At 71.6% G+C, this 15,054-nt stretch carries 4 protein-coding genes; all 4 read left to right on the forward strand.

Going from position 1 to position 15,054, the window contains the following annotated elements:
- The first annotated feature begins 5 nt into the window (after nt 1-5).
- The 4 genes from ACN469_RS11005 to ACN469_RS11020 are packed head-to-tail and all read left to right on the forward strand — an operon-like array spanning nt 6 to nt 15,006.
- Nucleotides 6-4,568 carry a type I polyketide synthase gene (locus tag ACN469_RS11005; RefSeq protein WP_498766914.1) on the forward strand — a complete coding sequence of 1,521 codons (4,563 nt, stop codon included), beginning with the start codon at nt 6-8 and terminating at the stop codon, nt 4,566-4,568.
- The gene (locus tag ACN469_RS11010) at nt 4,561-9,282 is read left to right on the forward strand and encodes a type I polyketide synthase (RefSeq protein WP_498766916.1); all 4,722 of its coding nucleotides are present in this window, start codon (nt 4,561-4,563) and stop codon (nt 9,280-9,282) included. The genes ACN469_RS11005 and ACN469_RS11010 overlap by 8 nt, the downstream gene beginning before the upstream one ends.
- 40 nt (nt 9,283-9,322) lie before the next feature.
- Nucleotides 9,323-10,615, forward strand: coding sequence for a glycosyltransferase (locus ACN469_RS11015; RefSeq protein ID WP_498766918.1), 1,293 nt, complete (start codon nt 9,323-9,325; stop codon nt 10,613-10,615).
- 20 nt (nt 10,616-10,635) lie between these two features.
- Entirely contained in the window at nt 10,636-15,006 is a 4,371-nt protein-coding gene (locus tag ACN469_RS11020) for a type I polyketide synthase (protein ID WP_498766920.1), read from the forward strand.
- The last annotated feature ends 48 nt before the right edge of the window (nt 15,007-15,054 follow it).

Raw genomic sequence — 15,054 nt, forward strand, 5'->3', positions numbered from 1 at the left:
CCGTCATGGGGCGTCACATGGAGTACCAGGGGGATGTAGGGCTGGCGGTGGCCATCGTCGGCATGGCCGTGCGTGTCCCTGGTGCCGAGGACGTAGACGCGTTCTGGCGCCTGCTGCGCGAGGGCGTGGAGGGCATCTCCTTCTTCTCCGATGACGCGCTCAAGTCCCTGGGCGTCGACCCGACGTTCCTGGCCAACCCCCACTTCGTCCGCGCGGCGCCGGTGCTGGAGCGACCGGCCCGCTTCGACGCGGGCTTCTTCGGCTACGCCCCGCGCGAGGCGGAGCTGTTGGACCCCCAGCACCGCGTCTTCCTGGAGTGTGTCTGGAAGGCGCTGGAGCACGCGGGCTACGCGCCGGGGCGCATCCCTGGGACGACGGGCCTCTACGCGGGCTCCAGCCTCAGCAGCTACCTGCTCTTCAACCTGCTCTCACGCGCGGAGTTCCAGCAGGCCGAGGACACCTTCCCGGCCATGGTGGCCAACGACAAGGACTTCCTCGCCACGCGCGTGGCGTATCATCTGGACCTCAAGGGCCCGGCGCTGACGGTGCAGACGGGCTGCTCCACGTCGCTGGTGGCCACGCACCTCGCCTGCCAGTCGCTCCTGGGCTACCAGTGTGACGTGGCGCTCGCGGGCGGCGTGTCCGTGCACGTGCCGCAGCGCACCGGCTACCACTACCAGGAGGGTGGCATCACCTCCCCGGACGGCCACTGCCGCGCCTTCGACGCGAAGGGCCAGGGCACGCTCTTCGGCAGCGGCGCGGGCGTGGTGGTGCTCAAGCGCCTGGAGGACGCGCTCAACGACGGCGACACCATCCACGCCGTCATCCGCGCGTCCGCCATCAACAACGACGGCGCGATGAAGGTCGGCTTCACCGCGCCCGGAGTGGAGGGCCAGGTGGAGGTCATCGCCCGGGCACAGGCCATCGCGGAGGTGGCGCCGGACTCCATCAGCTACGTGGAGGCGCACGGCACGGCCACGCCGCTCGGTGACCCCATCGAAGTGCAGGCGCTCGACACCGTGTTCCGCGCCGGCACCGACAAGCGCGGCTTCTGCGGGCTGGGCTCGGTGAAGACGAACGTGGGCCACCTGGACGCCGCCGCGGGCGTGACGGGGCTGGTGAAGACGGTGCTCTCACTGGAGCACGCGGAGCTGCCGCCCAGCCTGAACTACGAGACGCCCAACCCGCGCATCGACTTCGCCAACAGCCCCTTCTACGTCAACACCGCGCTCAAGCCCTGGCCCGAGGGCGCCACGCCGCGCCGCGCGGGTGTCAGCTCGTTCGGCATTGGCGGCACCAACGCGCACGTCATCCTGGAGGAGGCCCCGTTCGTCCGGCCTGGAGACTCCGCGCGCGCGTGGCAGCTCCTGGTGCTCTCCGCGCGGACGCAGACGGCGCTGGAGAAGCAGACCACCGCGCTGCTGGAGCACTTGAAGGCGCATCCCGAGCAGCCGCTCGCGGACGTGGCGTGGACGCTGCAAATCGGCCGCAAGGCGCTGGACCTCCGACGCGTGCTGGTGTGCCGCGACAGGGACGACGCGGTGCGTGTGCTGGAGACGAGGGACCCGCAGCGGCTGTTCACGCTCGCGCCCGGCTCCGGCACGCCCTCGGCGGTCTTCATGTTCCCCGGCGGCGGCGCGCAATACCCGGACATGGGCCGGGGCCTCTACGACGCGGAGCCTGCCTTCCGCGAAGCGGTGGACCAGTGCTGCGCGCTCTTGCGACCCCGGCTGGGCTTCGACCTGAAGCCCGTCATGTACCCGGACGCGGCCTCCTCGGCGAACGCGAGCCAGCGCCTCAAGCGGACGTCGCTGGCGCTGCCCGCGCTGTTCACCGTCGAGTACGCGCTGGCGCGCCTCTGGGAGTCGTGGGGCGTGAAGCCCGAGGCCGTCATCGGCCACAGCCTGGGTGAGTACACGGCGGCCTGCCTCGCGGGGGTGTTCTCGCTGGAGGACGCGCTGGCGCTGGTGGTGCTGCGCGGCAAGCTCTTCGAGGAGCTGCCCGGTGGCGGCATGCTCAGCGTGCCCCTGCCGGAGTCGGGCGTGCGGCCCTTCCTCGGGGAGACGCTGTCCCTGGCGGCGGTGAACGGGCCCTCGCAGTGCGTGGTGGCCGGCACGGTGGAGGCCGTCGAGGCCCTGGCGGCCGAGCTGACGCGCCGTGAGGTGGAGTTCCGTCACATCCCCATCGACGTGGCGGCGCACTCGCATCTGGTGACGCCGATTCTCGCGCGCTTCCAGGAGTTCATCGGGACGCTCCAGCGCAACGCGCCCACCCTGCCGTTGATGTCCAACGTCACCGGCACGTGGATGACGGCCGAGGAGGCCACGGACCCGGCGTACTGGACACGGCACCTGCGGCAGACGGTGCGCTTCGGCGATGGCATCCGCACGCTGGCGGAGGTTCCCCACCGCGTGTACCTGGAGGTCGGCCCCGGCCGCACGCTGAGCACGCTCGCGCGACTCCAGCTCACCGGCCCCCAGGCGCCGCCCATCCTCCCCTCGCTGCGCCATCCGCAGGACCCGGTGCCCGACGAGGAGCTGCTCACCGCCACGCTCGGCAAGCTCTGGGCGGCGGGAATCGGCATCGACTGGAACGGCGTGCGCGGCGACAAGCGGCGTCTGCGCGTGCCCCTGCCCACCTATCCATTCGAGGGACAGGACTACTGGCTCGCGCCCGAGGCCCCTTCCACTCAGCGACGAGGCGCGGCGCGCAAGACGTCGGACGTCGGCGGCTGGTTCTACCTGCCTTCATGGAAGCGCGCGCCGCTTCCCCTGCCCCGGGCGAGCACCAGCGCGGTGCGCGACTGGGTCGTGTTCCTGGATGCGGGCGGCGTGGGCGAGGCCCTGGCCGTGCGACTGGAGAGCGCGGGTCACCGCGTGGCGCGCGTGTCACGCGGTGCTCGGCTTCAGGAGCTGGGCCCGTACCACTTCAGCCTGGACCCCGCGGACTCGGACGAGCCCACGTTCCTGTTGCTGGCCCTGAAGGCGAAGGACTTCAAGGTGGAGCGCATCGTCCACCTGTGGAGCCTGGACGGGCTCGACGGCGCGGAGCACGAGTCGTCCGAGGCTCGCTTCGACCAACAGCAGGAGCGCGGCTTCCATCCCCTGCTGCGGCTGACACGCGCGCTGGCGGAGGAGGCGCTGCCCGGCCCCGTGGAGCTGACGGTGGTGGGGCGCGGAGCAATGGAGGTGGAGAGCGCGGACGAGGTCACCCCCGAGCACGCCACGCTGCCCGCCCTGTGCAAGGTGATTCCCCAGGAGCACGACACCCTGTCCTGCCGCTATGTGGACCTGGGACACGGCTCCGTGACGCAGGACGCGCACTCCCTGCTGCGCGAGCTCACCTCCGACACCCAGGAGCCCATCGTCGCCTGGCGCGGGACGCACCGACTGGCGCAGACGCATGAGCCGCTGCGGCTCGAGCAGGATGCCCTCGCGGAGCAGCCCCTCAAGGCGCGCGGCGTGTACCTCATCACCGGCGGCCTGGGTGGCGTGGGCCTGCTGCTCGCGCGGCACCTGGCGAGCGCCCATCAAGCCCGGCTCATCCTCGTGAGCCGCGCCGGGTTGGAAGTCGACCCGGGCGGACACAAGCAGCGCGCGGTGCGAGAGCTGGAAGCGGCGGGCGCGGAGGTGCTGGTGGTCCGCGCGGACGTGGCGGACGAGTCTCGGCTGCGCATGGCGCTGGCGGAGGCGGACGTTCGCTTCGGCTCGGTGGACGGAGTGATTCACGCGGCGGGACTCGCGGGTGAAGGCGCGGTGGCGCTGCTCTCCGGACTGGACGCGGCGGCCTGCGCGCCCCACTTCCGGGCGAAGGTCCATGGCACCTACGCGCTGGAGCGCGCGCTGACGGGCCGGGCCCTCGACTTCGTGCTGCTGGTGTCCTCCAACGCCTCGGTGCTCGGCGGCCTGGGGCTCGCGGCCTACGGCGCGGCGAATGCCTTCCTGGATGCCTTCGCCGTCTCGCGTTCTCGCCCGGGGCTGACCCGGTGGCTGAGCACCAACTGGGACGGCTGGCCCGGCGTGGACGAGGTGACGCGCGAGGTCCGCACGAGCATCGACATGTTCGCCATGACGCCGACCGAGGCGGTGGAAGCCTTCCGCCGCGTGGTGGAGTCCCCGCTGAGCGGACAGGTGGTGGTGTCCACCGGCGACCTGGACGCGCGCGTCGCGCGGTGGGTGCGGCGCGAGGGCACGGGGAAGCACGCGAACGCGGCGGGTGGCGCGACGCACGAGCGGCCCCAGCTCGGCACCGAGTACGTGGCGCCCACGGATGACGTGGAGCTGGCGCTGGCGAAGGTGTGGCAGGAGCAGCTCGGCCTGACGCAACTGGGCATCCACGACAACTTCTTCGACCTGGGCGGCAACTCGCTGCTGTGGCTCAAGATTGTCGGCCGCCTGAAGCGGGAGCTGGGGCGCGATGTCCCCCTCACCTCCGTCTTCGAGGCGCCCACGGTGGCCGCGCTGGCGAAGCGGCTGGGAGGGCTCCCCACCCCGGAGGAGTCCCCCACCTTCGAGGCGAGTCAGAACCGGGGAGCCCAGCGCAGGGAGCGGCGCAGTCGCCGTGAGTGAAGCAGCGAAGGAGTGGATTGACGTGGACGTGAAGCAGCCGGCAGACATCGACGACGCAGACCTCGCCATCATCGGCATGTCCGGGCGCTTTCCTGGCGCACGTGACACGGCGGAGTTCTGGGCGAACGTGCGCGGCGGCGTGGAGTCCATCCGCTTCTTCACCCCCGAGGAGTCCCTCGCGGCGGGAGTTCCCCCGGAGTTGGTGGAGGACCCCGACTACGTGCGCGCGGCGGCGGTGCTGCCGGAGCCCGAGTCCTTCGACGCTGCTTTCTTCGACATGCCTCCCCGCGAGGCGGAGCTGACGGACCCGCAGCACCGCGTCTTCCTGGAGGTCTGCTGGGAGGCGCTGGAGCACGCGGGCTATTCGCCGCGCGACTACCCGGGCGCCGTCTCCGTGTACGGCGGCGCCACGCTCAACACATATCTGTTGATGAACCTGGCGCGGAATCCTCGCGTGCTGGAGTCCGTGGAGCCGGTGCAGGTCAACATCGGCAACGGCACCGACTTCCTGGCCACCCGCGTCTCGTACAAGCTGAACCTCCGAGGCGCCAGCCACGCCGTGCAGAGCGCGTGCTCGACGTCGCTGGTGGCGGTGCACCTGGCTTGCCAGAGCCTGCTCAATGGCGAGTGCGACATGGCGCTCGCGGGCGGCGCCTCCGTCAACGTCAGCTTCCTCCACGGCTACCGGCACGCGGAGGGAGGCATGGCCTCTCCCGACGGTCGCTGCCGTCCCTTCGACGCGAAGGCTCGGGGCACGCTGTTCGGCAGCGGCGCGGGCGTCGTGTTGCTGAAGAAGCTGCGCAACGCCGTGCGAGATGGCGACACGGTGCACGCCGTCATCAAGGGCTCGGCCATCAACAACGATGGCGCGCTCAAGGCGGGCTACACCGCGCCGGGCATCGAGGGCCAGTCCCAGGTGGTGGCGGAGGCGCTCGCGGCGGCGGGACTGGACGCGGACTCCATCGGCTACGTGGAGGCCCACGGCACCGCGACGCCCCTGGGCGACCCCATCGAAGTGGAGGCGCTCACGCGCGCCTTCCGCTCCTCCACGCAGCGCAGGCGCTTCTGCGCCATTGGCTCGGTGAAGGGCAACGTGGGCCACCTGGATGCCGCCGCTGGCATCACCGGCCTCATCAAGACGGCGCTGGCCGTGAAGCACGGCGAGCTGCCGCCCAGCCTCCACTACGAGCGGCCCAACCCGGCCATCGACTTCGACGGCAGTCCCTTCTACGTCAACGCGACGCTCAAGCCCTGGCCAGGCGGCGCGCTGCCCCGGCGCGGCGGCGTCAGCTCCTTCGGCGTGGGCGGCACCAACGCGCACGTCGTGCTCGAGCAGGCGCCTCGCACGCCCGACAGCGCGGCCTCGCGTCGCGCGTGGCAGGTGCTGCCGCTGTCCGCGCGCACGTCCTCCGCGCTGGAGACCAGCACCCGGCGACTCGCCGAGGCGCTGAAGTCTTCACCCGACGCGAAGCTCGCGGACGTGGCCTGGACGCTCCAGGCGGGACGCCAGCGCTTCTCGCAGCGCCGCTTCCTGCTCGCGCGCGGCGTGGGAGACGCGGTGGAGGTGCTCTCCAAGGAAGGCGATGCCCGCCTCCACACCGAGTCCCAGGACGCGGTGGAGCGCCCGGTGGCGTTCCTCTTCTCGGGCCAGGGCTCGCAGCACGTGGGCATGGGACGCGCGCTGTACGACGCGGAGCCCGTCTTCCGGGTCGAGGTCGACCGGTGCTCCGAGCTGCTCAAGGCGCATCTGGGCGGGCGGGACCTGCGCGACGTGATGTACCCGAAGGCAGGGGACCCGGCGGAGAACGAGAAGACGCTGGCGCGGACGGAGTTCACGCAGCCCGCGCTGTTCGTCATCGAGTACGCCACCGCGCGCCTCTGGATGTCCTGGGGCGTGAAGCCCGCGGCGATGCTGGGACACAGCATTGGCGAGTACACGGCCGCGTGCCTCGCGGGAGTCTTCTCGTTGGAGCACGCGCTCCAGCTGGTCGCCGCGCGCGGCCGGCTGATGCAGTCGCTGCCCACCGGCGCCATGCTGGCGGTGCCGCTGAGCGAGGACGAGGTCCGTCCGTATCTCGGGACCGAGCTGAGCCTGGCCGCGGTGAACGCGCCCATGCAGTGCGTCGCCTCCGGGCCGACGGAGGCCGTGGAGAAGCTGAAGCGCCAGCTCGAGGAGGCCGGCGTGCGCAGCCACGTGCTCGCCACGTCCCATGCCTTCCACTCGGCGATGATGGACCCCATCCTGGAGTCCTTCACGGCGCGCGCGGCGGCGGTGAGCCTGAAGCCCCCCACCCTGCCCTTCGTCTCCAACGTCACCGGTACGTGGATTACCTCGGAGCAGGCGACGAGCCCCCGGTACTGGGCCCAGCACCTGCGCGGCGCGGTGCGCTTCGCGGATGGCCTGCACGCGCTGCTCTCCGACCCGAAGCGCGCGGTGCTCGAGGTGGGTCCGGGACAGGTGCTCAGCCGGCTCACGCGGCGCTATCCCGACGCCACCGCGTCACGCCCGGTGCTCAGCTCGATGCCCTCGTCGCAGGACACCGTGGCCGCCGACGCGCCGCCGCTCGCGTACACCACGCTGGGCGGACTCTGGCAGGCCGGCGTCACCGTGGACTGGCGCGGCTTCCACGGCGAGGAGCGTCGCCACCGCATTCCCCTGCCGACCTATCCCTTCGAGCGGCAACGCTACTGGGTGGAGCCCGACACGAAGCGCCCCACCGAGGCCGCGCCCGTCACGAGCGAGACGCTCGGGTTGCCGCTCGCGCAGGCGCCGATGGAGCGCTGGTTCCATGCGCCTTCCTGGAAGCGCGCGCCGCTTCCTCCCGGACGGACCGCGAAGGCCGCGAACCCAAGCGTCTGGCTCGTCTTCGAGGACGAGTCGTCCCCCACCGAGGCGCTGCTGGCCTCCAAGTCTGGCGAGGAGCGCCTGGTGGTCCGCGTGCGGCCGGGCGCGGGCTTCAGTCGCTCCGGCGAGTGCGACTACACCGTGGCTCCGGGCTCGCTGCCGGACCTGCGCGCGCTGCTCACGGCGCTGCGGGACGCGGGCCAACTGCCCGATGCCGTGTTGCACCTGTGGAGCCTCACCTCGGACGCGCCCGCGTCCTTCGCGCAGGTCCAGGCGAGCGGCTACTTCACGCTCGTCGCCCTCGCGCGGGCCCTCGTCGAGCTGACGTCGGAGCGACCCTGCATCATCTGGGTGGTGTCCAACCACGTCCACGACGTCACGGGTGACGAGCCACTCCGCGCCGACAAGGCCACGCTGACCGGCCCCTGCCGGGTGATTCCGCAGGAGCATCCGAGCCTGAGGTTCCACCACGTGGACGTGGTGACGGGTCCGGACGCACGACTCTCCGCCACCAGCCTCCAGTCGCTCCGCGTCGAGCTGCGCTCTGCTCCCCGCGAGTCGGTGGTGGCGCTGCGCGGACCGCACCGCTGGGTGCAGCGCCTGGAGCCGCTGCCGCTGCCTGACGCGCCCGCGCCGCATCCGAGCGCACGTCCCGGCGGTGTGTACCTGCTCGTCCATGGCCTCGGCGGTCTGGGCGCGATGAATGGACGCGCGCTGGCCAGCCTGTCTCCCGGGGCGAAGCTCGTGTGTCTGGAGCCGCTCGGCTTTCCGTCACGCGACACCTGGGACGCGCACGTCGCCCGTCATGGCGAGAGCGAGACGTGGACGCAGCGCATCCGTCGCGCGCGGCAGCTCGAGGCCCTGGGCGCGGAGGTGGTGGTGCTTCCCACCGACCTGACGCGACAGGAGTCCCTGCGCGAAGCCATCGACACGACGGTGGCCCGCTTCGGCGCGCTGCACGGCGTGGTGCATGCGGCGTGGCTCCCCAAGGACCAGGTGGCGCGGCTCGTCTCGGAGACAGGGCCCGAGGAGAGCGCCTGGCACTTCGACCCGCGCGCACGGGGCCTGGCCCTGCTGGATGCAGTGCTTGGAGACAGGGCGCTGGATTTCCGCGTCGTGGCGTCGTCCATCTCGGCGGTCCTTGGCGGCATGGCCACCGTCGCGCACACCGCCGCGAGCGCCTGGCAGGACGCCTTCGCCCAGGCCGCGTCGCATGAAGGACGGCGGTGGTTGAGCCTGGGCTGGGACGTGGTGAAGGTGGAGGACTACGGCGCGCACCCGGGTGCACGCGGTGAGGCGCTGGACCGCCTGGCGCTCTCTCCCGAGCAAGGCGCGGAGGCCCTGAGTCGCGCGCTCGCGCATGCCACGGGTTCCTGGTTGGTGGTCTCCACCCACGATGTAGCCGCGCGCCAGTCTCCAGCGGCGCAGGGCCATGCCACCGAGGACACGCGCGAGGAGCCCGCGGCGCGGCCCCAGCATCCCCGACCGTCGAACCTGCGCAGTGCCTACGTGGCGCCGACGACGGACATGGAGCGGACGCTGGCCGACCTGTGGCAGCAGACGCTGGGCGTCGCGCCCATTGGCATCCAGGACAACTTCTTCGAGCTGGGCGGTGACTCACTCATCGCCGTGCAGCTCAGCGACCGGCTCAAGCGTCGGCTCAACATCAGCGTGCCCGCGTCCAGCCTCTACGAGGGCGTCACCGTGAAGGCCCTGGCGGCGCTGCTCCAGCCTCCCGAGGCGGGCCCGGGCTCCGCGAACAGCGAGGCCGACGAGCGCGAGTCCACCGTGCAGCGCCGCAAACAGAACCTCCAGCGCCAGCGCTCCCGTCGACGCGCGGACGATGAAGAACCGGAGGAAGCCGGCTGAGAGTCGTCACGGCTCCCACTCAACCTCCGCGCGCCCACCCATGCGAGCCATCCTCACCAACTTCGGAACCCTCGGCGACGTCCAGCCCTTCGTGGCGCTGGCCGTCGAGCTGAAGCGTCACGGACACCAGCCCGTGCTCGCCGCCGCGCCGTCGTACCGCGCGCTCGCCCAGCAGCATGACGTCGACTTCATTCCGGTGGGGCCCGACCTGCGGCAAGCCCAGAGCGGCATCACCCAGGCGATGATGGGGAGCCCCGACGTCGTGCACTCCGCCGGGGGAATGCTCCAGCTCTTCCAGCCGTTGGTGGAGTCGCTGCCCCGCATGTATGAGGACCTTCGCGCCGCGTGTCAGGGCGCCGACGTGCTCGTCAGCGGACGCGTCCAACCCGCCGCGCGCATGGTGCATGACCTGACGCACCTGCCCTTCGTCACCGTGCTGGTGGAGCACAGCGGCAGCGGCGGCGGAGGCCCGGCCTTCCAGGCGGCCGTGCGCGGACTGGTGAACCCCCTGCGAGAGGTCCATGGCTTGCCGCCGCTCGACAACCCGCTGGTGGATGGCCTGTCGAATCAGCTCGTGCTCACCGCGCTGAGCCGACACGTTCGGCCTCCCGCCACGGACCTGCCTCCGCACCACCACACCGTCGGCTACTGCTTCCTCGACGAGCCGGCCTTCACGCCGGACGCGGAGCTGGCCCGGTTCCTCGCCGAGGGCGAGCCTCCTGTCTGCATCACCTTCGGCAGCATGACGCACGCGGACCCGGAGGCGCTGACGGACACGTTGGTGAACGCCACGGCGCGCGCGGGGCGACGGGCGCTCATCCAGCACGGATGGAGCGGACTGGGCCAGCGCGCCCTGCCTCCGACGGTGCGAGCCCTGGGACAGGTGCCGCACTCCTGGCTCTTCTCGCGCGTGTCGTGCGTGGTGCACCACGGCGGAGCGGGGACCACGGGCGCGGCCTTCCGGGCAGGCGTCCCGCAAGTCGTGGTGCCACACACGTATGACCAGTTCACCTGGGGCGAGGTCGTCCAGCAGCAGGGCTGCGGTGGCGCGGCGCTGCCGATTGGTGAGCTGAGCGCGGAGCGACTCGGGGACGCGTTGAGCACGGTGCACGCTCGCGCGGACCTCCAGGCGACCGCGGCGCGGCTGGGCGAACAGCTCCGCGCGGAGCACGGAACGATGAAGGCGCGTCAGCTCCTCGAGGACCTGGTCCGGCGAGTGGGGTTGGCCTCGGACTCGAAGGTCGAGGACGAAGCGGACGCGGAAGACGAGGGGCGGCAACAGCGCCGCAAGTCGGCGCTGAAGCAGCAACGGGCGAGGAAGGTCGAAACTTGAGCGGGACTTCGGAGAGAGACATGGCCACGGATTCGTCCAACGCGGACACCACCGGTTTGGAGATCGCCGTCGTCGGCATGGCGGGGCGCTTCCCGGGTGCGCGCGACCTGGAGGCGTTCTGGCGCAACCTGCGGGACGGCGTGGAGTCCATCAGCTTCCTGACGGACGCGGAGCTGGAGGCGAGCGCGCTCGACACGGCCGCCATTCGCTCGGACCCCAACTACGTGAAGGCCGCCGCCGTCCTGGAGGACGCGGACCTTTTCGACGCGGGCTACTTCGGCGTCACCCCCAAGGAAGCGGAGGTGATGGACCCTCAGCAGCGCGTCTTCCTGGAGTGCGCCGTGGAGGCGCTGGAGAACGCGGGCTACGACGCCGAGCGCTTCAAGGGTCGCATCGGCGTGTACGCCGGAGCGCGCACGGACACGTACGTCTTCAACCTCTTCTCCAACCCCACCGCGCTCGGCGGGTTGGACCCGTTCGAGATTGGCCTGGGCAATGACCTGGCCTTCCTCACCACGCGCGTGGCGCACCGCCTCAACCTGCGCGGGCCCGCGTACTCCGTGCACACCGCGTGCTCCACGGCGCTCGTCGCGCTGCACCTGGCGGGACAGGCCCTGCTCGCGGACGAGTGCCGGATGGCCATTGCTGGCGGCGTCGCCATCAACGTGCCGCAGAAGGTCGGCTACCTGTACCAGTACGGCGGCATCGTCTCGCCGGATGGCCACTGCCGGGCCTTCGACGCGAAGGCGGCGGGCACCATCTTCGGCAGCGGAATCGGCCTGGTGGTCCTCAAGCGGCTGGAGGACGCGCTGGCGGACGGCGACACCATCCACGCCGTCATCAAGGGCTCCGCCATCAACAACGACGGCGCCGTGAAGGCCAGCTTCACCGCGCCCAGCGTGCAGGGGCAGGCCACCGTCATCAAGGACGCGCTCGCCGCGGCGGAGGTGCCCGCCGACACGATTTCCTACGTGGAGACGCACGGCACCGGCACCGCGCTGGGAGACCCCATCGAGCTGCGCGCGTTGACGAAGGTGTTCGGCGCGAAGGCGAAGGGCCGCCGCACGGTGCCCATCGGCTCGGTGAAGACGAACGTGGGCCATCTGGACGCGGCGGCCGGCAGCGCGAGCCTGCTCAAGGCCATCCTCGCGATGAAGCACCAGCAGGTTCCGCCCAGCCTCCACTTCGAGTCGCCCAACCCGCAGATCGACTTCGACAGCGGGCCCTTCTACGTGAACACCGCGCTCCAGCCGTGGCCGCGCGGCAAGACGCCCCGGCGCGCGGGCGTCAGCTCGTTCGGCATCGGCGGCACCAACGCCCACATCGTGCTGGAGGAGGCGCCTCCCGCGCCCTCTGCGTCGACGGGCCGCCCGTGGGAGTTGCTGGTCCTCTCCGCGCGCAGCCACACCGCGCTCGACTCGGCCACCGCGCGGCTCGCGCAGCACCTGGAAGCACATCCGGAGCAGCCGCTCGCGGATGTGGCGTACACGCTCCAGGTCGGCCGCAAGGCGCATGCACACCGCCGCGTGGTGGTGGCTCGCGACGGGCAGGATGCCGTGCGGGTGCTGCGCATGGCGGAGCCCCAGCGCGTGCTCTCCGGTACGCACGAGACGGGCAACCGCCCCGTGTCCTTCCTCTTCTCCGACGCCGGAGCGGAGGCTTCACTGGATTCGCTGTACCGGTCGGAGCCCGCCTTCCGCGCGGAAGTGGACCAGTGCGCGGAGCTGCTCCAGTCGCGGCTGGGCGTGGACCTGAGCGCCGTGCTGTATCCCGAGGACGGGAGCCGGCCCGCGCGCTCCGGTCCGGTGTCCGCCGCCGCGCGCTTCGTGGAGCCGTACGCCCTGGCGCGCCTGTGGATGTCGTGGGGCGTGCAGCCCGAGTCGATGCTCGGCGAAGGCGTGGGCGCGTGGATCGCCGCGAGCCTCGCGGGCACGCTCTCGCTGGAGGAGGCCCTGTCCCTGACGGTCGCCCGAGCCGAGGGACGAGAGCACGCACCGAGCGCCGCGACGCTGAAGGCGCCCGAGGTGCCGCTCTACTCCCTGGTCACCGGAGCGCTGCTCACGGCCGCCGAGGCCACCCGTCCCGAGACGTGGAAGGACGCGGCGAGCCGCGCGCCGCGCCTGGACGACGCGCTTCGCGAGCTGGTGAAGGAGCCCTCTCGCGTCGTGCTCGCGATGGGGGCCACGGGGGCGCTCGTCGAGAAGTCCCTCGCGCTGGCGGGAAGCACGGGGACTCGCTCCGTGCGCGGCTGCCTGCCCGCCTCGGGAGCCAACCCGCCCGCGTCCGCGGCGGTGCTCGGCACGCTGGGGCAGCTCTGGCTGGACGGCGTGGAGGTGGACTGGGAGGCCGTGAGCGAGGGCCGCGCGCTTCGTCGCGTGCCGCTGCCCACGTACCCCTTCGAGCGCCAGCGCTACTGGGTGGCGCCGGGCACGCGCGTCGAGGCCACGCAGGCCCAAGCGCCGCAGGGAAAGCTCGTGGACATGGCGGAGTGGTTCCACGTGCCCACGTGGCACCGCACGGCGCCCGTGGCCCTGGACCGCAAGGCCCTGGCCGAGCGTCGCTGCTGGGTCGTCTTCGTGGACGGCGTGGGCGTCGGCGAGGCGCTGTGCCGACGACTGGAGGAGGCGGGCCAGGACGTGGTGCGGGTGCGCCAGGGCAGCGCGTTCATGCGAGACGCCGCGCGCCGGTATGCGTTGGATCCTCGCCTGCGCGGTGACTACGCCATGCTGTGGAAGGACCTGACGGACCAGGAGCTGAGCCCGTCCGTGGTCGTCCATCTGTGGAGCCTCGCCTCGTCGGGCGAGGACCTCCCGGGGCCCGAGCTGTTCCGCAAGGTCCAGGACACGGGCTACTTCAGCCTCCTGCACCTGGGACAGGCGCTCGCCCAGGGAGACACCTCCCGCCCCGTGCGCCTGGAGGTGGTGACGGACCGGCTGCATGACGTGGCGGGCGAGGGCAACGCCCTCCCGGAGAAGGCCACGCTGCTGGGGCCGTGCAAGGTGATTCCGCAGGAGCAGGACCACGTCACCACGCGCTGCATCGACCTGATCGCGCCCGAGCCTCGGACCGCGGGCGTGGAGAAGCTCGCGGAGCGGTTGCTCGCCGAGCTGAGTCAGCGCACGCGCGACGCAGTGGTGGCGTGGCGCTCCAACCACCGCTTCACGCAGACGCATGCGCCGCTGCGGCTGGAGCCCACGGGCGAGGCCCAGGCCCCGCTGCGTGAGCAGGGCGTCTATCTCATCACCGGAGGCCTCGGCGGCGTGGGCTTGATGCTGGCCGAGCACCTGGCCCAGACGCTCAAGGCCCGCCTGGCGCTGCTGGGCCGCACGGCCCTGCCGGCGAAATCCGAGTGGGACTCCTACCTGGCCACGCATCCCGAGAACGACGCGGTGGCCCAGCGCATCCTCCGTGTGCGGAAGCTGGAGCAGCTTGGCGCGCAGGTACTGGTGGTGCACGCGGACGTCGCGGACGCGGGACAACTGGAGAAGGCGGTGGCGCAGGTGGAGGCCCGCTTCGGCGCGCTGAATGGCGTGCTCCACTGCGCGGGCGTCACCCAGGGCCCGTCGCTGTACAACCCGCTGACGGAGATTGGCCGGGCCGAGTCGGAGACGCAGTTCGGTCCGAAGGTCTACGGCACCTACGCGCTGGAGAAGGTGCTGAGCACCCGCTCGGTGGACTTCGCCCTGCTCTTCTCGTCCAACGCCGCGGTCCTCGGTGGCCTCGGCTACCTGACCTACGCGTCCTCCAACCTCTTCATGGACGCCTTCGCGCAGGCCCACGCCGGACGCACCGGGACACGCTGGGTGAGCGCGTCGTGGGACCCGTGGCCGGAAGAGACGAAGCACACCCACGTGCGCACCAGCATGGACCAGTACGCCATGACGCCCCAGGAAGGCGCCGAGGCCGTCCGTCGGTTGGTGACGCTCGGCGTGGATGGCCACGTCGTGGTCGCCACCGGAGACCTGGCCCAGCGCTGGAAGCTGTGGATTCAGCGCGACACGTCCCAGCCCACCTCGGGTGCGCGCGCGGCCGGCAAGCCTCGTCGCGCGAAGACGCCCTTCGTGCCGCCCGCGAGCGAGCTGGAGAAACAGCTCGCGTCCATCTGGCAGGAAGTCCTGGGCGTGGACTCCGTGGGCCTGAACGACAACTTCTTCGACCTGGGCGGCCACTCGCTGCTGGCCACGCGCGTGGCCGGACGCCTGCGCACCCAGTTCGAGTTCGACATTCCCCTGGCGAAGCTCTTCGAGGCAGCCACCGTGGCCGCGCTCGCGAAGCTGGTGGCGGACCACCAGCTCGCGCTCGAAGAGGCAGCCAGTCAAGCCGCGCTCGAGGAGCTGTCCAACCTCAGCGACGAAGAGATTGAAGCCGAGCTGCTGCGTCGCTCGAGCTAGCCCACACCAGATTTCAGTCGGGCCGACGTCCCCCCATCGGCCCCAGCA

Origin of the sequence: Corallococcus terminator (assembly GCF_049194865.1) — a bacterium.
GTDB classification, from domain to species: domain Bacteria; phylum Myxococcota; class Myxococcia; order Myxococcales; family Myxococcaceae; genus Myxococcus; species Myxococcus terminator_A.

Excerpts from the sequence above, each read along its gene's own strand:
- ACN469_RS11015 (WP_498766918.1), top strand. The coding sequence starts at position 9,323 with ATGCGAGCCATCCTCACCAACTTCGGAACCCTCGGCGACGTCCAGCCC.
- ACN469_RS11005 (WP_498766914.1), top strand. The coding sequence starts at position 6 with ATGGGGCGTCACATGGAGTACCAGGGGGATGTAGGGCTGGCGGTGGCC.
- ACN469_RS11020 (WP_498766920.1), top strand. The coding sequence starts at position 10,636 with ATGGCCACGGATTCGTCCAACGCGGACACCACCGGTTTGGAGATCGCC.